This window comes from Micromonospora alfalfae, from assembly GCF_022230925.1.
GTDB lineage: Bacteria > Actinomycetota > Actinomycetes > Mycobacteriales > Micromonosporaceae > Micromonospora > Micromonospora alfalfae.
On sequence record NZ_JAKKFH010000011.1, the window covers coordinates 300232 to 322253 of the forward strand.

Sequence of the window (22022 nt, forward strand, 5' to 3'; positions counted from 1 at the left end):
AGCGCCGGCTAGAAGAAGACGTTCAGCGGGTTGGCCGACGTCTCGTCGACCGCCAGCGGGTCCCGACCGAGCCGGGCCGGCACGTCCCACAGTCGGCCGGGACCGAGCCGGCGCCAGAAGTGCCGCAGGCCCGGCACGACGACCTTCACCACCGCCAGATCGACATCCGGACGGGACTGGTCGACGACGATCACCTCCAGGCCGGCCCGCTCCGCCCGGTGTACGCAACGGCGCACGTCGTCCCCGACGTCGCCGGTGGTCAGTGGCGGGTGGTCAGTGGCGGTGCGCTGCGGCCGGGTGGGATCCGGGGTCAGCCAGGGCTGGGCGGCCACCCGCACGGTGCCGAACCAGCGCGCCGTGTCCGGATCGTCGACCCCGTACCGGTTGCCGGCGGAGGTGGGACCGGCGACGGCGGGCAGGAACTGGTTCACCTCGGTGAGCGCCCGGGTCAGCGCGACCCGCGCGTCCAGGTGCGCGCCGAAACCGACCAGGACGTCCTCCGGCCCCCGGTCGACCCGCCGGGACACCGCGGCGAACGTGGGCACACCCAGGTCGGCGGTCAGGTCGAGGGCCCACAGTTCACGGCCCAGCGCGGTGGCGTGATGGTCGACGCAGGCGGCCGTCCACGGCTCGCCGAACGAGGCGAGGTCCACCCCGGGCATCCGGGATCGGTGGTACCACCACAGGGCCACGCTGTCGCGCTCCACCAGTTCGCAGAAGCCCTGCAGGATCGCCTCGGACAGGTTGCCGCCGGCCGCGCAGCCGTTCGAGTCGGCCGAACACACCCCCAGCCCGGTCAGCTCCGGATGCCCGTACCAGCAGTGCGCGGCGGGCAGCTCGCGCGATGTCTGCCGGGTCAGCGACCAACCCGTGGTCCAGTCCAGCTCCACGTCGTCGGGCAGCGGGCGGGGAATGCGGTGCAGGTGGCCCAGGTCGCGGTTGAGCCGGTCCCGGTCGGCGTACTGGCGTTCCGAGAACAGCAGCAGCTCCCGCAGGTGTACCGCGCGGTCCGGACCGAGCTGCCGGTAGGTCGCCCGGTGGACAGGGCGATCGCCGCGCCACACCCCGCAGTAGCGTTCCACCGCCTCCCCGACCGCGCTCATCCGGGCCTGCAGGTCGGTGCGGCCCTTGCCGCCGCTCTGCCCGCGCAGATTGCGGCGCAGCGCGGCGACCTGACGGGGCTGGGCGAAGTTGTGCCCGGCCGAGTACGTGTGGGTGACGCCGTTGTCGGTCGCCTCCAGCGGGGTCAGCCGACTCACCACGCCCAGATACCGGCTGACATGGTGAACGAGCGAGGCGTACGCCTCGGCGGGTTCCCGGATGCGGGAGTCCCCGCCACGACTGGGCTGGGTGCCGCTGGGTGGCAGGTCGATCCGGGGTTCGGCCTTGCGGACGAGGTCCGGGTCACCGCAGGCGGGGCACTGCGGCTGGCGTACCAGTTGGTGGCTCTCCGTGCTCAGGTCCCTGGTGTCCAGGGCGACCATCCGGCCGGTGAGGCGGGGCGACGCGCCCCGGACGGCGAGCACGGCGAGCTCCGCGGCCAGCAGCCCGGCCGCCATGGTGGCCAGTCCGGGCAGGACCGCGTGACCGGGCTGCGGCAGCGGACCGGCCAGGTCCTGCCCGTCGAGAAAGGCGTTCACCTGTTCGTTCTCCTGCCAGCGTTGGCGCAGGCAGACCCAGCAGCCGGTGCGACCCGGCACGAGGTGCGGGCCGAGGAAGACGACGTTGCCGTGCGGCCGGGCCAGCGTCCACGCGCGACCGGCGGCCAGGTGGCGGTCGTTGAGCAACGCCAGCCGGGGGTCGAGCATCGACGACGGCAGCACCAGCACCTGGGCGGTGCCCGGGCCGGGGTCCGGTGCGTCCGGCCCGACCACTGTCGGGGCGAGCCCGAGGGCGCGCAGCGCGTCGGCGGTCTCGGCCACCCGGGGCGCCCCCAGGTCCACGATGGTGACAGTTCCCCCGGCCATCCACCGCCGCCCGGCGTCGGGCGGCACACCCCGGGCGTCCCAGCCGGCGGCCTCGGCTGGCGAGGTGTGCGTCGGACCGGACACCAGAAGGCCGTGGTCGCGCAGCCGGGCGAGGGCTGCGGCGACGGCGGCGACCGGGTGTCGGGTGGCCAGCCGGGCCACCACGTCGGCCAACGGGGCGGCACCGTCGAGCTGGTCGGCCAGGTCCGCGGCGACCGGGTCGTCGATGAGCAGGCTGCGGGTCTCCCCCAGCACCACGAGCGGACCGTCGGGCAGCCGCACCGGCACGTAGTCCGATCGGAAGCGCGGACGCCACATGGGTTCCTCCCGAGCTTCGTGGTCGGACCGCGGTACCGCCGGCCCCGCCGGCGATCACGGCTGCTGTCATCGTCGCGGTCCGGTGGCGTCCGATCCGAGTGATGCCACCGGTTTCTGCCGTCGCCGACGCCGAGGACGCTCAGCGGCAGGGTCAGCCGGCGGTGACGGTCAGCGCGGTGTCGTTGAGCCCCAGCACCGATGTGCCGACGCTCTGTGCCGGCACGAGCAGCACGAAGGTCTCCACCCGGGTGACCCGGATCGACTTTCCGCTGACCGCCTTGAGGTGACCGGTGGCGATCAGATCCGGGCTCTGCGGCTCCAACCGGACGGTGGCCGGGCCGCCGGGCGCCGGGCGCAGCGTGTCGGTGGCGTGGATCGTCAGAAAGGTGAGCGTGCCGGTCGGCACCGCGACCGCGCAGTCGGACCATTCCGCCCGGTCCATCGTCCGCTGCACCGCCCCGCCGACGCCGGCGAGCTGCTGCCCGTAGACCTCCCAACCGCCGGCGAACTGGCCGTCGAGCAGCGGGCTCGACACGACGAGGGACCGGTTGCCCGTCGTGGACCCGATGCTGCGGGAGAACACCTCGGCGGCGAGGGCCCGACGGCTGGTCTCGTCCAGGGCGGCGCCGCCCGCGGTTGCCGGCCGGCCGTCGATGCTCCGGGCGACCACCAGCGACGGTTGGGTGACCTGAACGTTGTGGCTGAGCTTCCACTGGCCGTCGGCACCCAGCACGAACTGGCTGACGTCGGTGGGCGCCAGCTCCGAGCCGGTCAACCGGAGAGTCGCCGTGGCGAGGAAACAGGACGGTTCCCCGGGCGGCACCGCGAAGACCGGGTTGATGTGCTGGAAGGACGGTTGCGGACGCTGGTTGTACGCGGCCCGACGCACTGCGGCGATGCTGAGGTCCAGCGAGGGCGACACCTCCTGCGCCCGCAGCGCCTCCACGTCGCCGGCCACCGAGGCGGCCGAGTCGGCCTGGTCGAAGGCGGTGAGCACGAGCGCCGCCCGGTCCCGACCGAAAGTGGCCGAACCGTGCGGCGCCGGGGTGGCAGCGTCCACCGGCTCACCACCACAGCCGGTCAGCATGAGCAGCGCCACCGTGGCGGCGGCGAACGGCATGGCCGGCACCGGCGCGGCGAGGGTACGCGGGCTCCTGACGGATCTTCTGCCCAGCATCTCGTCCTCCATCCACCACCGGTGCACGGGAATCGCGCCCGACGCAGTCGAGTATGTGAGCGGCTGTCGGGCTACGACGGTGGCGGCGCGGCCTCGTGCTGCCCGGCCTGTCGACCTTGCACCGAACGACGTCATCCGGCCTGGAACGCAGTCATCGATCGGTGTCATCGAGCCGAGCCACCCAGGCGACCAGGCCCGACCGGGAAGCGACGCCCGTCTTGCGGTAGAGGCGGGTCAGGTGCGCCTCCACAGTCCGGGGGCTGATGTTCAGCTGCCGCCCGATCAGTCGGCTGGTGGCCCCGGTCGCCGCCAACCGCGCGATGTGCCACTCCCGGTCGGTCAGGGCGGCGACCCCGATCGGGCCGACCGGACGGGCCAGTCGCAGGCCGACCCGCTCCGTTCCGCACCACCCGGCCAGTTCCAGCGCCCGACGGCGGGCCCGTGCCGCCAGGCCAGCCTGGTCGGCGGCTTCGGCCGCCCGGGCCAGGGAGGCCAGGACAAGACTGCGCCGTAGCACCATCCCGCCGGCGCGGAACAGGTCGGCCGCGGTCTCCAGGTGCGGCAGCGCCGCCCGGACCTCGCCGCGGGCGAGCAGCACCTCGCCGTACGCCGACTCGGCGAACCCCCGCTGCCCGGGCAGCCCGACCTGATCCGCCTCGGCCAGTGCCAGTCGCGCCTGCCGCTCGGCGTCGGCCACGTCGCCCGCGACGAGCGCGGCGGCGCAGAGCAGCTCGTACCACCTGGGTCGGAGGGACGCCTGAAGACGGCTCAGCCGGCTGTCACCGCCAGCCGAGCGCACCAGGTCGGCGCAGGTCGCCGGATCACCCGACAGCAGCGCCGCGGTCGCCAGCGCCGTCGCGGCGGTACGACCGCACCAGGTGGCGAGGTCGGTGGCGATTCCGGCGGCGCTGCGGGCCAGCGCCACCGCCCGTTCGTCGTCGCGGAGGCCACCACGCCACGCCGTCGCCTCCGCCTCGAACGCCAGGGCGAAGCTCAGCAGGTGGTGACTGCCGATGCGCCGGGCGACGATGCCCGCCTCGGTGGCCAACCCGATGGCGGTGTTCAGCTGCCCGCCGTGGTAGGCCACCTGACTGCGACCGAGCAGCAGTTGGCACAGTCCGTCGTCGCGGTGTGCGGCACGGCCGAGCGTCAGCCCTCGGTCGAGGTGCCGCACCGCGTCGGCCTGCCGTTCGAGGTACAACTCGCTCAGGCCGAGTGCGGTGAAGCAGTCGGGATGGTCCCGCAGGTCCCGGTCCGGCAGCGAGTCGACGATCCGCGCGCCGGCATCGAGCAAGCCCCGGGCGTCGTCTAGTGCGCCGTCGAGTGCGGCGGCCAAACTACGCACCGCCAGCAGGCTGGCCCGGTCCGCGCCGGAGCCGCCGAGATCTCCGCTGAGCACGTCGGGCAGCCCGGTCACGGGGCGGCCGGCCAGGATGCCGGCGACGCCGATCTCGGTGGCGAGGCGGTAGCCGTCGCTGGGTCCGGCATCGGGTGGCAGGACGGACAACTCCCGCCGGCTGATGGCCGCCGCCTCCGCGTAGTTGCCGAGCAGACGTTCCACGCGCGCCCACAGAGCTACTGCCTGCGCCCGCCGTCCCTCCGGGTCGGCGGGGAAGAGCGGCACGATCTCCTGGAGCAGGGCCCTGCTCTCGGCCAGATCCCCCGCCTCCCCGGTGATCTCGGCCAACGCGAGCGACACGTCCTGGCGACGTTGCGTCAGACCGGCCGTCGGCCGCAGCGCACGCAACGCCAGCCGCAGCCAGCGGATGGCCAGGTCCGGCGTCTCGCGTCGGACCTCCTGCGCCGCCCGGCAGAGCACATTGACGCAGCGGTCGACCCAGCCGCCGTTGGGCAGGGCGAGCAGGCGCTCCGCGTAGCGGGCCCGATCCGCTGGTGGCGCGCCCAGATCGACCAGCGCCGTGAGCGCCCGCGCGCACGCCTCCACCTGCCACTGCGTGTCGGTGTCCTGAGCGACCGCCATCCGCAGCACCGGGTGCCGGAAGGCGAAACGTCCAGTGCCGGGGACGCGGCGGATCAGGTCGAGTCGGGCCAGCCGCCAGCAGGCCTCGACCGCCGGTGACGTCGGGACCTGCGCAACCTCGGCGAGCAGGTCCGCGGTGAAGGGCGCATCGACGATCGCCCCGGCCCGCAGACAGGCCAGCTCGACCGGCGGTAGGTCCGTCCACTCGCGGCGAAGCACGGCCACCGCCGCGTCGGACAGCCGGCCACCAGGTGCCTCACGGATCGGGTCTGCGCTGTTCGAGGTGCTGTCGCTCGGCAGCACCGCCAGATAACCGGGGTTGCCGCCGGTCAGGTCGTACCGGGCGCGCAGCTCCACCTGGTCGGTGTCGGGGTGCAGGAGCGCGACCTCGGCAAGGCTGAGAGGGCCGAGTTCGATCCGGTCGTGTGACGTCGGCTCCGCATCGGCGTGCTTGTCGGGATCTGGTAGCCCGAACGGCATCGGGGTCGCCATCTGCCGCGGACGGTAGACGAGCACGAGCAGCAGCGGGGCGGGCACCGGATACCGCAGTAGGTGGGCGATCAGACCGGTGGAGGAGGCATCCGCCCAGTGCAGGTCGTCGAGAACCAGCACCAGACCGTCCCGGGCCGCCAGGGCGATCAGCCGGCGAGCCAGCTGGTAGGTCCGGAACCGCCGGGCGTCCGACGCCCGCGCCGGCTCCGCTGGCACCGCCGCGACGGACTCCGCCCAGCTCTCCGCGATGGGCCGCCCGGCGCGCACCCCGCGTCGGAGTGACTGCCCCTTCGTGAAGGCGTGTCGAAACACATGGAAGGGGACTCCTCGCTCATCCGGCGAGCAGGTCCCGACGGCCCAGGGGACTGTGGAGTCGCACCGCGCCAGGGCCTCGCGGACGAACCGGGTCTTGCCGATGCCCGGCTCTCCGACGACCTCGCAAACCATTTGCCAGCCACGGCTCAGCACGGTGGCCTGGGCAGTCCCGATACGTGCCAACTGTGGTCGTCGCCCAACGAAGCGCAAGCTCGATGATGCGCTTTCCAGCCCAGGTGTCATCACGCAGACCAGACGCCTTCCGGCACAGTCAATGGAATTGGTCGCACTCTACCGGAGCACTGCCGAGTGTCGAAACATACCCGCGCGGCCAACCCATATTTGACAGGTGGCGTCGAGATGCAGTTCTTTCCGACATCGCACCACAACCCGCAGAAAAAGACCGGTAGCCAGAAGTGCGGAATGATGTCCCGGAAGCCCAATAAATCACCCGGCACGTGCCGGACCCTGCTATCGCCAACGATCCCCAGGCCACTGCCGGGCTACGAGGGCGTACGGCCGGCCCATCCGGACAATCATCGGAGGACCGCACCTAATTCAATACCGTCACGATCATGGCCGTCTATAGTGAATCGCCCGAAGCGGTCATATTCCTACCGCGACCCTTCAGCCGCGACGTTCATCCCACCTGATGAGCCGACGGCACGGGATTCCCACGGCAAAAATGGCTGGAATCCCACCGCCAGCGCCTGTCGCCTGTCACCTGTCGCCTGTCGCCTGTCGCCAATATTCAACATGCGAACAGCAACATGCAGACGTAACAAGCACATTAGAGACGCGCGCAGAAAAGCCGCAGGCATCCGGCCGACGGAAACGGGCCGAGCGCCCGCCCCTGCGCTACCCGGCGCAAGGTCCCGGCGAAGAACCAGACGTTGAACCGACCGGCTACAGCGTCCAGTCTCGCCGGAGCAGACCGTAGCTCACCATGTCCACGAAGCCGTCGCCGTCGTACTCGCGCTCCCGCTGGGTGCCTTCGTGCGTGAAGCCGCACGTCTCCGCGGTCCGCCGCATGGCCGTGTTGCTGGCCAGCGTCTCCAATTCCAGGCGGCGTAGGTTGCGGTTGCGGAAGCCGTACCGGCAGAGCAGCCGGATCACCTCGGCCCCATACCCCTGGCCGCGCGCCTCAGGTAGCAGGGCGACGCCGAGGTGGGCGTACTGATTGAACGCGTTGATCCCCCACAACGTGCTGCCACCGAGGAAAGCGCCGTCGGCCACGGTTTCGGCCAGCAGCGACACCATCGCCTGAGTGTCGGGCGGCTCGGTGACCTGCTTCTCCAGCCGGGCCCGGACTTGGCCGACGTGACGCGGCAGGAATGGCTCGCCGTCTGTGATCAGGTGCAGCTCGGGGTCACCGAGCAGAAGGAACATGTTCGGCGCGTCGTCGGGCGTGGGCGGGCGCAGTCGAACCCGGTCGGTGGCAAACATTCCACGACGCTAACAGCTGGTACGGCGCTCCACGCTCCGACGTGCTCCCGGCCGGGAAGCCCCTGCAGTCGAGTGTGGACCACCAGGTCGAGCATTCCCGCCGCTACCGCGCCGGTGCCCACCGTGACGCGCAGCGGCTCGACGCCGGCCGCCCTGTCCAACATCGATGAACACCTCGCACGCTGACCACGTTTTCAGAACTGGCCACCCTGCCAGCACGGACGGCGACGTCATCGGGACGTGCCCGAGAGGTAGACCCCGAGACCAGCCAGCAACAGGCTGATCAGGCTGGCGCCGGCGCGTACCGAGTTCCACCACGTCCAGGCCGACGAGTAGGAAGCCCACACCCGGACCGCCTCCGCAGGATCGGCCGGCACGCCTGCGGCGCCGAGGTTCTCGTTCATCGGCACGTTGATGGCCACCGTCGGGATGAACGCGCCCACCAGGTACACCGCCGCGGCCAACAGGAACAGCGCACCCGCCGACCGCTTCCCGAGGGTCAACAGGAACACTCCGGTCACCGTGGCGGCGACGAGCGGGCCGAAGAACGTGACGAAGAACAGCGGATTCTGGATCCTCTGGTTGATGCTCGTCATGGCCCGGATCGCGGTGCCGGCGTCGGCGGCGTTCAACCCGGGCATCACCGCCACCGAAAATGCGTAGTAGACACCGGTGATCGCACCCGTGACCGCCAGGGTCACCGCCGCCGACCAGGCAGCCACTGTGGCGTTCATGCCCGGACTCCACCGGGTGACGTGTTCCATGCACCAGCGGCGGCGGCGTCCCGGGCATAGTCGGTGAAGTCGCGCGGGCTGCGGCCCAGGGCCCGTTGCACACCATCGGCGAGCTGCGCGTTGCGGCCGTCCAACACCTTGCCGAACAGCTCGGTCAGCACCGCCGCGAGCTCCGCCGGCACGTCGTACCCGGCCATCACGGCGGCGTACTCCTCGGGCGAGACCGATCGGTACCGGATCTTCCGCCCGAGCGCGTCGCCGATCTCCGAGGTCGCCTCGGCGAAGGTGAGCAGCCGCGGGCCGGTCACCTCGTAGAGCTGCCCCGCGTGCCCGTCGTCGGTCAGCGCCGCGACCACGATGTCGGCGATGTCGAGGGCGTCGACGAACGGCTCCGGCACGTTCCCGGCCGGGAGGGTCACCTCGCCGCCGCGTATCGAGTCGGTCAGGAAGTCCTCGCTGAAGTTCTGGCTGAACCAGCTCGCCCGCACGATCGTCCAGGCCACACCGGAGTCCTGGACCACCTGCTCGCTGAGTTTGGCCTCCTCCTCGCCCCGGCCGGAAAGCAGAACCAACCGTTCGATGCCGCCGGACACCGCCTGTTCGGTGAACGAGCGGATCGTCGCGAGGGCGTCCGGCGCGGCCAGGTCCGGGTAGTACACCAGGTAGACCGACGAAACCCCGTCGAGTACGGGTGCCCAGGTGCGTTGGTCGGTCCAGTCGAACGGCGGCTCACCGGAGCGGGAGCCGACCCGCACCGGCCGGTCGAGTGTGGCGAGCCGATCCACCACCCGGCGGCCGGTCTTGCCGGTGCCGCCCAGTACGAGGATTGGCTGCTCATCAACGGTCTTCGTCATGTCAGCCAGTCAAGTCGAGGGCGAGCGCACCGGGAATGGGCGAGACTCTCGATCGCATGTCCCGGCGTCTCGGCCGCCCACGTCACAGGGCTAACCTGAGCGCATGGATGCGCTCGCGGGGCTGCTGGACGGGCCCAGGGCGCGCGGTGCGTTCCTGATGCGGTCGGTGTTCGACCCGCCCTGGTCGGTACGGATCCAGGATCGCGCGCCCCTCACCCTTGTCACCATGCTGCGCGGCACAGCGTGGGTGGTGCCGGACCGGGGAGCTCCGGTGCCACTACGCCCCGGCGATGTCGCGATCATCCGTGGCCCGGAGCCGTACACGATCGCCGACGACCCGGCCACAGCGCCGCAGGCAGTGATTCATCCCGGTGAGCACAGCACCACGCCCACCGGGGACGAGTTGTGCGAAGTGATGGACCTGGGTATGCGGACCTGGGGCGAACGCGCTGACGGGGCGGCGGTGCTGCTCAGTGGCACATACCAGTTGCAGGGCGAGGTCAGTCAACGGCTGCTGAGGGTCCTGCCCCATCTCCTGGTGCTGCCGGCCGGGGCACTGGACAGCCCGCTCATCCCGTTGCTCGGCGACGAGATGACCAAGGACGAGCCGGGGCAGGATGTGGTCCTGGACCGGCTGCTCGACCTACTGCTCATCGCCGTACTCCGGGCCTGGTTCTCCCGGCCGGACGCGGCGGCGCCCGCCTGGTATCGAGCGCACGGCGACCCGGTGGTCGGCAGGGCGTTGCGGCTGCTGCACGACCACCCGGCGAAGTCCTGGACGGTGGCCACCCTCGCGGCCGAAACCGGTACCTCGCGGGCGGTGCTGGCCCGCCGGTTCACCGAACTGGTCGGCGAGCCACCGATGGCGTACCTCACCAACTGGCGGCTCGCGCTGGCCGCCGACCTGTTGCGCGAGCCGGACGCCACCGTCGCCGCGGTGGCCCGCCAGGTCGGCTACGGCAGCTCATTCGCACTGAGCGCGGCCTTCAAACGGGTACGCGGTCTCAGCCCGGCCGAACACCGGCAGGCCGTCGGGTCGCCTGACCTCACTCCAGTGGGATGACCGTGCCGAGCCTGGCCGGGCACTGCCGTCGCAGGTCGACGACCCGCAGCGCGGTTGCCGTGTCATGTGCCGAGGTACGACCCTTGGTCCCCACCTGGTCCCCGGGTCGCTGCCACCCTTGACGGTTGCGGCACGCGGTTCCGCTCGGTCGGAGGGGTGGCCACGTCGCCGATGTTAGCCTCGCCAGCATGACTGGGCAGATCACCGCCGGGCAGTTCCACGAGGCCGACGGTGTCGAGGACTGGCGGTCCCTGTACCACGTGGTCTCGGCCTATTTCCGGACCGGTTCGCTGGCCGAGGGCATCGCGCTCGTCGATGAGATCGGTGAGCTCGCCAGCGAAACCGAGCAGCCGTACCTCAACATCGACCTGCGCCACGCCGGCGTCACAGTGTCCCTGTCTCGGCGCGACATCGGGCTGGCCCGGCAGATCTCGGCCGCCGCCAGGGCACTGAACATTCCCGCCGACCCGACCGCCGTGCAGCTCATCAACGTCACCCTCGACGTACTCGTCAGCGCGAAGGTGCTGCCATTCTGGCGGGCGCTGCTCGGTTACCGCGAGGTCGGCGACAACTACCTGGCCGACCCGGCACGCCGCGGCCCAGGCTTCGGGTTGCAGAAGATGGAAGCGGCGCGTCCACAACGCAACCGCATGCACCTCGACATCGCCGTCCCGCACGATCAAGCCGAGGCCCGCATCGCCGCAGCCTTGGCCGCAGGCGGCCACCTCGTCTCCGAGGCGCACGCGCCGATGTGGTGGGTACTGGCTGACGCCGAGGGCAACGAGGCTTGCGTCGCTACCTGGGTGGGCCGCGAATAGCGCCGTTTCAGCCTGCCTGGTCCGCCCGCCGAGAGCTTGACACTCAACAGGAGCATCCACTTCGGCCAGCGTGTCGTACTCCGCATGATGCGGCACGCCTTGGCTTCACCAGAAGAGCAGCTACGTCCTCGCCTGAGTCAGGAAGGATCGGGCGGCCAGCTCGCCGGCATGGTCGCGGGCCCACACTGCCCACCGCGCACCAGCGCCGGGGAACACGGCGGCGAACGTTCTCCAGACGTGCAGCCGGAAACCGTCCTGCTCCCACCAGCGCTCGGTGTACCCGCACGCCTCCCGCATCAAGGTGAGGCGGGCCGCGTGTGCTTCGACCGCCGCCAGGCCAGGCGCATCATCGAGCGACACCGGAATCCACGTGGCGCAATCGTGGTAGAGCGCCCCGGCTTCGAGCAGTGCGTCGACGCCAGGGAAGACGGGCACCACCGGCGACGAGCCGGGGCCCGTGAAGCAGTAGACCACGGCGCCGTCGCCGGCTAGGAGCTCGTCGGCTGTGGGCCCATCCGAAAGCTCGAACGACGTTCGCTCCGCGACTTGGCGGAGGAAGTGGGCAGCTCTCGGCGACAAGCCCGAAGGGTCGTCCAGGATGTGACGCACAGCCTCAACGATCAGTAGAGCCACCGGTCGAGCACCCCGGGCCAGAAGTGAGTTGCATGGTCGCCGTCCCCGAACGCGGGCGGGTCAAGGTCCCTGATGCGTCCCAACAGGTCGGTGAGCTCCGCGAGCGCTCGCTCCTCGGCCTGTCCGTCATCGTCCCAGCGGTCGATGACGGTTGAGCTGGTCAGCCAGCTACCAACCATGTGCAGCGACCACAGCCACTGGATGATCGTCGAGTTGACGAACGCGGCGCTGCCGTCCGGCGACCATATCCGCACCTCACCTGTCCCCGGCGCGGCACCGTACACCCAGCGCGCGTCGTCGGAGTTCGCCAACCGGTACGTCGTTGGCTCTGCGTCGAATGACACCGCACTGACGAGGTCATCGATCAGCGGCACGCCACAGGAGACCAGTGCGGTCTTCTGCTGCTCGGGAAGCCGCCACGTCGCCACGTCCAGCTCGGTAGCACGCACCACCCGCCCGGTGCCAGCCCAGGCCGTGACCGCTTCGAACGCAGGAGGCAACGGAAGGTCATCGACAGGCACGCCGATGAGGGTAGTCCGGGCAAGCTCTCGAGCACCCCGGGATCGTCGCGGCCAGGTATCCCATCTTCGACCTGACAGGGCGCTTCGTCGTCGGCAACCTGCCGCCTAGCTGCCGACACCTGTCGCACATCACCTGGCGGATCACATGCCGGGCAGCCGGCGGCCCTGCTCGTCGATGGGCTGCTCCCGCAGCCGGCACCCTGGCGGTCCCCCGCGCCGCCGTCGCGAGCCCGTTGACCTCCGCGGGCTGCCCGGCCACGATCATTCGTACCACCACCGCGTACGCCGACAGACCGCACCGAATCGTCTACCCGTCAGCCCGGCATGCGACGCTCAAGCTCCGTCACCAACGGGCCACGCCGCGTGGCCCCCGGACACGAACGCCAGAGCCCGCACAATCCCTGCACGACAGCACAGCCCCAAAGCCCACACCCCTTGTGCCCGGAGGAACGCAGACCATGGACCACGCATCTCAGCTCATCCAGGAGCGGAGTGCCCCGCCGGCCACACTGGTGATCTTCGGTGCCTCCGGTGACCTGACCCGGCGTAAACTGCTGCCCGCAATCGAGAGCCTGGCTCGGCACGAGCGGCTCCCGGACCAGTTCGCGCTGGTCGGTGTCGCCCGTACGTCGATGACCGACGAGCAGTTCGCCGAGAGCGCCCTCGGCGAACGCACCCTCGCCAGCAAGCGCCAGCTCCAGGGGGGCGTACGGTACGTGGCCGGCGGCTACGACGACCCGGAGACCTACAAGCGGCTCGTGGAGACCCTCGACGAGTTGGACGCACAGCGGGGCACGTCCGGCAACCGGCTCTTCTACCTGTCCACCCCGGCCGGGGCCTTCGAGCCGGTGATCAACGGACTGGCCGGTGTCGGGCTCAACCAGGCACGCGAAGGCTCCTTCTCCCGCCTGGTCATCGAGAAGCCATACGGGCGCGACCTGGTCACGGCCCGCGAACTCGACGGCGTGGTGCACAACGCGTTCGACGAGCACCAGGTCTTCCGTATCGATCACTACCTGGGCAAGGACACCGTCCAGAACGTGCTGGCGCTGCGCTTCGCGAACTCAATCTTCCAGCCCATCTGGGATCGCTCCTGGGTCGACCACGTGCAGATCACCGTTGCCGAGACGCTCGGCGTCGGCAGCCGCGGCGGCTTCTACGAGGACGCCGGCGCGATGCGGGACATCGTGCAGAACCACGTGCTTCAGGTTCTCGCGCTGGCACTGATGGAGCCACCGGCCTCATTCGAGGCTGAGGGCCTCCGCAACGAGAAGGTCAAGCTGCTGCAGGCGATCCGGCTCCCCACCGACCGGGACATCGCCGAGGCCGCGGTCCGGGGACAGTACACCCGGGGCGGCACCCGCGAGGAGCTGATGGCCGGCTACCGCGAGGAGGCCGGCGTCGACCCCCTGTCGCGGACCGAGACCTACGCCGCGATGCGGCTCAACGTGGACAACTGGCGCTGGGCCGGGGTGCCTTTCTACGTACGCACCGGCAAGCGCCTGCCGGCGCGGCTCACCGAGGTGGCACTGCAGTTCCAGCGGCCGCCGCACCTGCCGATCCCGACCGACCAGCTCACCGGCCTCGATGCTGACGCGCTGATCCTGCGGATCCAGCCGAACGAGGGCATCTCGCTGCGGTTCGGTGCCAAAGTGCCGGGCCACTCCTTCCGGGTCCGCACCGCCACGATGGAGTTCTCCTACGACCAGACGTTCGTCGAGGAGTCCCCGGAGGCGTACGAGCGTCTGCTCCTGGACGCGCTGATCGGTGACGCGTCGCTGTTCATCCGCAGCGACGAGGTGCAGCAGTGCTGGCGCATCGTCGACCCGATCATCGACAACTGGAAGAAGGACAACTCTCCGATCCCCACCTACGAGGCCGCCTCCTGGGGCCCGACCGACGCCGACCGGCTCATCGGCCGGAACGGCCGCAAGTGGCGCAACTCCGCGTGACCCTGCCGGAACGAGTGTGACCGCGCTGCTGAGCCCGATCGCTTGGTCTCACCTTTGACGCGCAGCGCGGTCCATTCAGTGAGCCGGTCATCGACGTTGATGACCGGCTCTCCTGCCCGGGGCAGCGATCAGGAGCCCGAGCCGGGCACCTGTCGACGTCTGTGCGCTCCGCGGCGAGGCCGGCGCTGGAGCCGCCAAAGCGCTGAGCCGGCAGACCACCTCAGGGTTCCAGCAGCGCCTCACACGGCGAGAGATTGCGCCAGACGAACACAAAGAGGGTTTCCGCAAGTCGATGACCTGTGGAAACCCTCTTGGACTGCGTCGCCCTACTGTCCGGCACGTCCAGGAGGTGACCGCTGTTGACCGTCGCCTTCCTCATTTGCTCGACGGCATCGGCTCGCCGGACAGAACCCCATGAACGAGAACGATCAAGAACATGACGCTGGCCGCAGCGAAGATCACGCCAATTGCCCGCTCCAGCAGAACGAAACGCGCCAAACGCTCGTCGTACTGGGCATTCTGACGCCAGCGCCACGGCGGAACTCGCCGTAACACACTCGCGGTCGCCATCGACCGGCGCATGTGCCACTCAGTCACGCCTCGAAAGTTGGTCGCTAGGGCGACACCGATGAGGCCCATGGCCAGAATCATCGTGACAGCGGCCACGAAGCGCCATGTCTCCATCTGACCTCCTTGACGTGGGCCACCGATCATATTGCCCTCGTCCTGAAGAGATCATGACTGCTGGCGGCTGGTGTGGGGCAAAGGGCTGCTCCTGCTCTTCAAGCCCATCTCCGCGCCGTGAGTCCGCACATCGTGGAACAGACCTGCTCCGCGGTATGGGTTCAATCCACGCGGCGGCCAATGTGCAAGGTTGCGACATCACCGGCTGCGCGCGGTGCCCGTCGGGTCCGCTGTGGACCGGGCACACACCTTCGGTGTGAAGGAACGATCACCAGTCGATTAGCTGCGGAGGCGGACTGACTGAGCTGCCGAACGATCCGCCAGCGTTCACCGGCGTCCGCCTTTGCCCGTGTCGATCGTCACCGAGGTGGTAACCAGCCGCCAGCGCCATCGCTCACCGGCACCACGGTGGCCTACATCCTTGTCTCGCCGTCACGGGTGTGGGCCCCGACTTCGCCCTCACGTCGTCGCCAAACGGCACGGGCAGCCGTCGAAGGCGGAGAACAGTATGCTGCGGCCCGAATGGAATCGGGTGATCCATGAGTGTGGGTGATCGAATGCGCGGAAAACCGCTCATCGCGAGCGTGCTGGTATTGGCGGGACTTGCCGGCTGCGTGGAACAGCCAGTCCCGTCGGCACCGCCGCCGTCAGTGACCCCCACGCGCTCGGCTCTACCCAACGAGCCGCAGGCGCTGATGGCGACCATCGGCGGGCTGGTCCAGCAGGCCGGTGTAGGCAACAACATCCGGCAGGGAGAGATCGAGACCGGCGAGGCGCAGTACGAACCCTGCGACTTGCTGATCGCCGATCCGGACCGGGCAAAGGGGGCCGGGTTGCAGCTTGATGCAGTTTGGGCCGCTGGCCTTGAGGTCAACCCCGTCGCGTCTTTCCAGAACATCCAGCGCCCGATGACCCTCTTGGACGTCAGGGTGGTCCATCTGCCCGATGCGTCTGCGGCCGTCGCCGCCGCGACCAGGGCGCGAACTGCACGCTGCCCGAGCGACGAGTTCCGCCTCAACATCGGCCAAGCGACTGCCCGGTGGGGGTCACGCGCGCTGACCATCGAGTCGACGAGCGCGCGGCTAACCACGGCGACGGTGAAACGAGTAAACCCGGAAATCGATGCAGGCGTGGACTATCTGCCTGGCGACGCCCGGCTGGTCTTCGCACATGGATCATTGCTGATCAGCATCGAAGCGCTCACGCTCTGGCCTCGCAAGCAGAACTCTGCCTCCGAAATCACCGCCATGGCTCAAGAGAAGGCGACGACCTTGGCAGGGACGATCGTGAAGACCCTCCCAACGTCAAGCGGGGATTGACGACGCACGCCCCGACGAGGCCGTGGTGGGGATGCGGCGCGTGCACCACCGGCAGACCCCTGGCTTGCCGGCAATAGCCGGCCCGAGGGTCGCAGAGGCTCCGGGGTCAAGGGCGGCCCGCAGGGCCCGTCGCGTAGTCATTCCGGCACGACGGTCACCGGCCAGTACTCGCTGGGCGGCGCTGTCGCCGTGCACCGGATCTTCGACGCTGAGGCGTAGTCACTCAGTTGGTCAGCCAGGTACGACAAAGGGGCCGTCTCGATCTTCCGAGATGCCACGCGACGGTGCGCTCTCGATGCTGTCCCGCAACGACCCGTGCACAGGGCACTCACACGACGGCTGCAGCGGTTCCGGACACCGGACGCCGCCGTCAGCTCGTCAGCGGCAGGCCAGGGTTGACAGTGGTCGGGGCCACCGGCCGGCCCTACCCACCTTTCGCCGGATTTCCATAGTTCCCAGGACCCGTGGCGATTCGCTAATCTCAATGACCTCGGCACGCTGCGAGATTGGTCAGCCCCGGAGGACCCTGGCGGAAGGCAATGATGGCCGGCTTGTTCGACGGATTCGAGGGCTACCGGGTAGTGACCACTGCGGAGAAGCGCCAAGCGCTCACCGCAGCGCTGGTTGCAGTCGACGCCAACGTGCTTCTCAACCTGTACCGCTACAACCCGCGGACAACGAACGATCTACTGGCGGTTCTCGACAAGCTCGGCGATCGACTCGTCGTACCCCATCAGGCAATTCTAGAGTTTCACCGCAACCGTCTCAAAGCGATCGGCAACCCGGAACAAGCAAACAACGATGCACGTACCGCGCTCGACAAGAGCCAGCAGGCAGCCCTGCGCGCCCTCGACAGCTGGTCCAAACAGGTCGCACTGGATGAATCCCAGCTGCAGCACCTACACGCCGACGTGGGACAAATCTTCGACAAGCTGCGGACCGCCGTCGACGGCGCCGCGCCAGATCGCGTTCACCCATCCACACCGACCGACGAGGACCCTGTCCTGCACAGGCTGACAGACCTTCTCGACGGCAAGGTGCTTCCGCGCCCCGACGACGGCCGCTGGTCTGCCCTCATCGACGAGGGGAAGCAGCGGGTAGCCGACGTGGTGCCGCCCGGTTACCTGGATGCGGAGAAAAGCGATCAGAATCCGGAGGGCGCCGCAGGCGACTTCCTCGTATACATCCAGGCATGCGAAGAGGCCAAGACCCGTCAGCTAGACCTGGTTATCGTCACCAACGACGAGAAGGAAGACTGGTGGTGGCGACGGGGCGGAGACTTGATCGGACCGCGCCAGGAGATGACGAGAGAGTTCTTCGACCTCACGGGACACAGGCTGTTTCTGATGCGTCCCAGTGACCTACTCGACCACTCGGACGCCCTCAACGTGCAGGTGAACCCGAACTCCGCGAAGGACGCCGGCACCAGCCGCTCTGACATCGATGACGTCATAGATGCGGGTGCGGACGAGGTAAGCGTCGGAGAGTGGACCGCCGAGACCGTGGACGACCTGCTGGATCGGCTTCGCATTGAGAGCCGACGAGATCTGGCCGAGGTTATCCTTGAGGCCGCTCGCCAGGGTGGCACCATCAGCCGCGATGCCGTCTACGCGATATGCGGCTACAGCAACGACCGACTGTTGGTTGGCTTCACCCGCCCAACCGCCCGCATCACCGCCAGCCTGCAGGCCGAACAGCGTCTGCCTGAAGCGGTAACTCCCATGCTGACGGCGCTGTACCGCGGCCCCGGACGGCTTTACGCGGTACGGATCCCCCCAGAGGTCACGGAGATCCTTGGCCCGAGATTGCCACGATCAGACACGGAAGTGGAGTTCGAGCCAGCCGGCAAGTACAGGCCGCTCGCCGACTACCTCAGCGCGATCAGGGCCGACTCGACCTCGATGACCTTCGCTGAAATCGAAGACATCCTCGGAGACACCTTGGCACCCTCCGCCAGAAAGCACCTCCCCTACTGGTACTCATCGCAGAACTCTCTCGGCAAGGCGATCGCTGCCGCCGGCTTCAGGCCGCGCGGTGTACGCATCGATGCTGAGACGGTCGATTTTCACCGGCGGGGCTGAGACCTGCGGGTGCAGTAGCGCTTCGAGCGATCTGTTTTGCGTGGTCCAGTGCGGCCAGCAGGTGCACCTGGGCCCCGGTCGGCCCACTGCCGCGCAGTGTCCTGCCGTCGACCGCGATCACTCGTCTGCCGGCCCCGGTCAGACCCGCCCGGCTGAGCAGCCAGCAGCACCCGCAGCATCGAGGCGTCCGCGTCGACACCAGTCAGTACCCGGGACAGGGTGCTGTCGTCAGGTACCCGCAGGTCCGGAACCCGGGCGAGGGCCCGCAGCAACGTGGTGCGTCCTGTTCCGACAGCGGCAAGATTCGCCGCCGCACCGATCGCGACTCCCGCCTGACAAGACGCCGTTGACAAACAGCGTAAGGCCTGGCCACCTGAACGACATCGATCAATGCCTTGACTCTATGCGCCGCCCTGCTCATGATTTACTGCGGCGGCTCAAAAGTGGGGGTAGATGCGATGACGCAGGTAGAGCCACCGGCAGGAGGCCCCACATCAGCCGTCACCCTCAGCGAGCTTGGACAACCTGGCCGACTCGCGCGCGCCGGCCGAGGCACGAGGGACTGGCTGACACGTGGGGACCATCGGCGGGAACTGAGTAACGCGAGCCTTGGTTCGGTGCTCCTCGCTGTCGCGATGATCTGGCTGATTCCGCCGTACGCGATTCGCATCGTCACTGCCGGCGCCAAGACTGTGCCGATCGCCGACCCGGCCCACACCATCGTCGGTGACGTGGGTGACCCGACGGCCCAAGCATGGCTGGTGGGATGGGGTGGCCACGCTCTTACCCACGGCCTGCGTGGCCTGTGGGATACCAACGCTTTCTATCCCGACACGTACGGCCTGGCCCTGAACGACAGCCTGCTCGGCTATGCCCCGGCAGGGCTGATAGGCAGCGGTGTAGTCGGTGCCGTGCTGCGCTACAACATCCTGTTCGTGCTGGCTTTCGCGCTCGCCTTCCTCGGCGGCTACGCGCTCCTGCGCCAGCTCGGCGCGAACAAGGTCGCCGCCGCGGTAGCCGGGGCCGCTCTCGCCTACGCGCCCTGGCGCTACGGCCACGACGGCCATTTGAATATTCTCTCCACTGGCGGAATCACTCTGGCCCTGGCGATGCTGGCGCGCGGCCACGGACTCTCGTTCACCCGCGGCTACCTTGCCGAACGAGTCCGGCCGGGTTGGGCGTTCGCTGGCTGGCTGGTCGCGGCCTGGCAGGTCAGCCTAGGCTTCGGCGTGGGGCTGGGATTCGTATACGTCCTCGCCGCCCTCTGCCTGATCACACTGATAGCTTGGCTGATCCACCGCCCACGCCTTAGCCGCCGGCTGATCGTCAGTGATCTGATCGGCGGGTTGGTCTTTACCGCAGTGACCGGATACTTCGCGTACGCGTACCAACACGTGCGCGAGCTCAACCCAAATGTCACCCGGGACTGGGACTACGTCGCGTTCTTCTCCCCGACACTGCGCGGGCTTCTCGTGGCGCCGCAGTCCTCGCTGCCCTGGGGCACCCTGCACAACAACGCCCGCACCGCTCTTGGTGACGTACCGACTGAGAAAGTGCTGCTATGCGGGTATGCACTGTATCTACTGGCCTTCGTCGGCCTGTTCCTATCCCGCTGGTCACCGGTGCAACGGCTTCTGCTGCTGTTGGGGACGGTCGTCGGAGTGCTGTTCGCGCTGGGCACGAACGGGCCGATCTACCGCCTGCTCTATCTCTACGTGCCTGGGTTCGATGGATCCCGTACACCAGGCCGGTTGATCTTGTGGCCCACTCTCTGCCTGGCCATCCTCGCGGCCGGCCTGGTTACCCACCTGGCCGAGGTGGCTCGCAGGGACGCCAAGCCGAAATGGTCGGTGAGCGCGGCGCGGCTGCTGACCGTTCCGTTGCTGGTCCTCGTGCTAGCTGAGGGCCTGCCTGACCTGGGCCACCCCCGAACCCCAGCCGCACCGGCCGCGATGGCGCTAGCCTCCGCGCACGCTCCGATCATGGTATTGCCGTCCAACGACGGCATCGACCTCCACGTTCTACTCTGGTCGACCGACGGGTTTCCCACCATGGTCAACGGTGCGGCCAGCTACACCACACCCAACCGTCAGGCGATCCGCGACGTTATGGCGACCTTCCCCAGCCAGCCGGCCTTGGATCGGTTGCACGAGCTCGGCATCCGCAGCGTCGTCCTGCTGCGCGACCGGGTCCAAGGCACCCCGTACGAACCACTGCTTTACGCCCCGGACGTACCCGGCATCACCCGCCATGACGTCGGGCCAGACGTGGTTTACACCATCGACACCAACACCAAGAACCCCTAACGCCTCAGTTGACGGTGCCCGCCCGAATTCCACTCCTCGTGCCCGGCTTCAGTTCAACAGGGAAGCCGTTGTCGGTAAGGACCGATCGCTGACACACGCGTTGCCAGGGTCCTGGTGGGCTACGACGGATCATTTCCGGCCAGCGCGGCGATGGCGGTCACAAAAGCCCGCAGGCCTCCAGAGCACAAAGCAACCGGTCGAGCGAGGAACCTGATGTCAGCCGAGCTGCTCAACCGCGCTTTGAAGCGGCGTCGGTCACAATCTGCCACATCTCGTAGTTCCCGCATTCTGCAGTGATCCCAGCCGTCGCCTGAGCCGCGGCGAAGAAGTCGTCGGCCATCGGCGAGGTGCGTGACGCCGCCATCGCGATGAATACCTGGTCGGGCGCCAAGTCCGAGACGGGCACGTAGCTGATGTCCGGCCGTGAGTAGAACACGGTCTCCGAACGCCCCACGAACGAGATGCCGCGGCCGGCCGCGACGTGCTCGAGCTTTTCCTCCACCCCGCGCACCCGGAGCCCGGAGTCGGGGTGCGGGCGCCTGGTGGGCTGCGTGCTCGCGTCGGCATGCCAGATCAGCGGCTCACCGGCCAGGTCGTCCTCGGTGACCTCCTCCTTTCCGGCCAACCGGTGATCGGCGGGCAGCGCCACCATGAGCGGCTCGGTGTAGAGGGGAGTCAGGCGCAGGCCGGTCTCGTCGATGGGCAGCCGTACATAGCCGACGTCGACGCGGCCGTCGAGCAGCATCGGGACCTGGTCGTCCCATTCCATGCGCTGCACGTCCACGACCACGTCCGGATGGCGGCCACCGAACTCCCGCGCCGCGGGAATGACCGGGATGCCGGCCCGAAAACCGATCACCAGCCGCTGGCCGCCACGGGCGGTCTCAGACACCCGGCGCCGGACCGCGTGCGCGGAGGCGAGCAGCGGACCGGCGTCGTCTAGGAGTTGTCGGCCCGCGTCGGTCAGCGTGACGCCGTGGCTGTCCCTGATGAACAGGGAGGCGCCGAGATCCTGTTCGAGCGCGCGGATCTGCCGGCTAAGCGCCGGCTGCGCGATGTGCAGCTCGTCGGCGGCGCGGCCGAAGTGCAGCCTGTTGGCGACGGCGACGAAGTAGCGCAGCTTGCGCAGGTCCAGATCCATAGCGCCTCCAGGTCCGGCAATGCCTCGAGGGTATCACCACGGCTGAAACAGGTATTGGACAGCCGTTCCGGCCAATGGCATCGTTCATGACAGCCGAGAGAAATCGGTACAAGAATTCGGGATCGACATTTGATGGCAGGCCTAAAACCAGGATGAGCACATCAATAATTGGGCCTCTTCCGTTCCCGTTTCGGAAACCCATCAATTCAAAGGAGTGACC

At 68.8% G+C, this 22022-nt stretch carries 16 protein-coding genes; 6 read left to right on the plus strand and 10 right to left on the minus strand.

The window, feature by feature from the left end; genetic code table 11:
- Window positions 1-8: 8 nt before the first annotated feature.
- From MED01_RS12100 to MED01_RS12125, 6 genes are all read right to left on the minus strand, one after another.
- On the minus strand, window positions 9-2285 hold the full coding sequence (locus MED01_RS12100; RefSeq protein WP_238668610.1) for a TOMM precursor leader peptide-binding protein: 2277 nt from the start codon (window positions 2283-2285) through the stop codon (window positions 9-11).
- Window positions 2286-2436: 151 nt separating this feature from the next.
- Window positions 2437-3462, minus strand: a complete 1026-nt coding sequence (locus MED01_RS12105; protein WP_238668611.1) for a hypothetical protein — start codon at window positions 3460-3462, stop codon at window positions 2437-2439.
- Between the two features lie 151 nt (window positions 3463-3613).
- Window positions 3614-6493, minus strand: a complete 2880-nt coding sequence (locus MED01_RS12110) for an ATP-binding protein (protein ID WP_238668612.1) — start codon at window positions 6491-6493, stop codon at window positions 3614-3616.
- Window positions 6494-7156: 663 nt separating this feature from the next.
- The gene (locus MED01_RS12115) at window positions 7157-7696 is read right to left on the minus strand and encodes a GNAT family N-acetyltransferase (RefSeq protein WP_238668613.1); all 540 of its coding nucleotides are present in this window, start codon (window positions 7694-7696) and stop codon (window positions 7157-7159) included.
- A gap of 230 nt (window positions 7697-7926) precedes the next feature.
- Window positions 7927-8430: an anthrone oxygenase family protein gene (locus tag MED01_RS12120; RefSeq protein WP_238668614.1), complete on the minus strand. Its 504-nt coding sequence runs from the start codon at window positions 8428-8430 to the stop codon at window positions 7927-7929.
- A complete protein-coding gene (locus MED01_RS12125) occupies window positions 8427-9284 on the minus strand; it encodes a Rossmann-fold NAD(P)-binding domain-containing protein (RefSeq protein ID WP_238668615.1) in 858 nt (285 codons plus the stop codon). Before MED01_RS12125 ends, MED01_RS12120 begins: the two co-directional genes overlap by 4 nt.
- Before the next feature lie 103 nt (window positions 9285-9387).
- Between MED01_RS12125 and MED01_RS12130 the strand changes: the two genes are divergently transcribed.
- Both MED01_RS12130 and MED01_RS12135 read left to right on the plus strand, forming a co-directional pair.
- Window positions 9388-10347 (plus strand): AraC family transcriptional regulator, encoded by a 960-nt coding sequence (locus MED01_RS12130; protein ID WP_238668616.1) that lies wholly within the window; start codon window positions 9388-9390, stop codon window positions 10345-10347.
- A 188-nt stretch (window positions 10348-10535) separates the two neighbouring features.
- Window positions 10536-11165, plus strand: coding sequence for a 4a-hydroxytetrahydrobiopterin dehydratase family protein (locus MED01_RS12135; RefSeq protein WP_238668617.1), 630 nt, complete (start codon window positions 10536-10538; stop codon window positions 11163-11165).
- A 120-nt stretch (window positions 11166-11285) separates the two neighbouring features.
- Here the strand turns inward: MED01_RS12135 and MED01_RS12140 are convergent, their stop codons facing one another.
- Window positions 11286-11774, minus strand: coding sequence for a hypothetical protein (locus tag MED01_RS12140; protein ID WP_238668618.1), 489 nt, complete (start codon window positions 11772-11774; stop codon window positions 11286-11288).
- Between the two features lie 11 nt (window positions 11775-11785).
- Window positions 11786-12319 (minus strand): SUKH-4 family immunity protein, encoded by a 534-nt coding sequence (locus tag MED01_RS12145; RefSeq protein WP_238668619.1) that lies wholly within the window; start codon window positions 12317-12319, stop codon window positions 11786-11788.
- A gap of 458 nt (window positions 12320-12777) precedes the next feature.
- On the opposite strand from MED01_RS12145, the gene zwf reads away from it, so the two are divergent.
- The gene (gene zwf / locus MED01_RS12150; protein WP_238668620.1) at window positions 12778-14271 is read left to right on the plus strand and encodes a glucose-6-phosphate dehydrogenase; all 1494 of its coding nucleotides are present in this window, start codon (window positions 12778-12780) and stop codon (window positions 14269-14271) included.
- Between the two features lie 375 nt (window positions 14272-14646).
- Here the strand turns inward: zwf and MED01_RS12155 are convergent, their stop codons facing one another.
- The gene (locus MED01_RS12155; RefSeq protein WP_238668621.1) at window positions 14647-14955 is read right to left on the minus strand and encodes a hypothetical protein; all 309 of its coding nucleotides are present in this window, start codon (window positions 14953-14955) and stop codon (window positions 14647-14649) included.
- Between the two features lie 557 nt (window positions 14956-15512).
- Here MED01_RS12155 and MED01_RS12160 point away from each other — a divergent pair.
- From MED01_RS12160 to MED01_RS12170, 3 genes are all read left to right on the plus strand, one after another.
- Window positions 15513-16274 carry a hypothetical protein gene (locus MED01_RS12160; protein WP_238668622.1) on the plus strand — a complete coding sequence of 254 codons (762 nt, stop codon included), beginning with the start codon at window positions 15513-15515 and terminating at the stop codon, window positions 16272-16274.
- A gap of 551 nt (window positions 16275-16825) precedes the next feature.
- Window positions 16826-18355 carry a PIN-like domain-containing protein gene (locus MED01_RS12165; RefSeq protein ID WP_238668623.1) on the plus strand — a complete coding sequence of 510 codons (1530 nt, stop codon included), beginning with the start codon at window positions 16826-16828 and terminating at the stop codon, window positions 18353-18355.
- Between the two features lie 617 nt (window positions 18356-18972).
- Window positions 18973-20661 (plus strand): hypothetical protein, encoded by a 1689-nt coding sequence (locus MED01_RS12170; protein ID WP_238668624.1) that lies wholly within the window; start codon window positions 18973-18975, stop codon window positions 20659-20661.
- A gap of 229 nt (window positions 20662-20890) precedes the next feature.
- Here MED01_RS12170 and MED01_RS12175 read toward each other — a convergent pair whose 3' ends face one another.
- Window positions 20891-21802, minus strand: a complete 912-nt coding sequence (locus tag MED01_RS12175; protein WP_238668625.1) for a LysR family transcriptional regulator — start codon at window positions 21800-21802, stop codon at window positions 20891-20893.
- Between the last annotated feature and the right edge of the window lie 220 nt (window positions 21803-22022).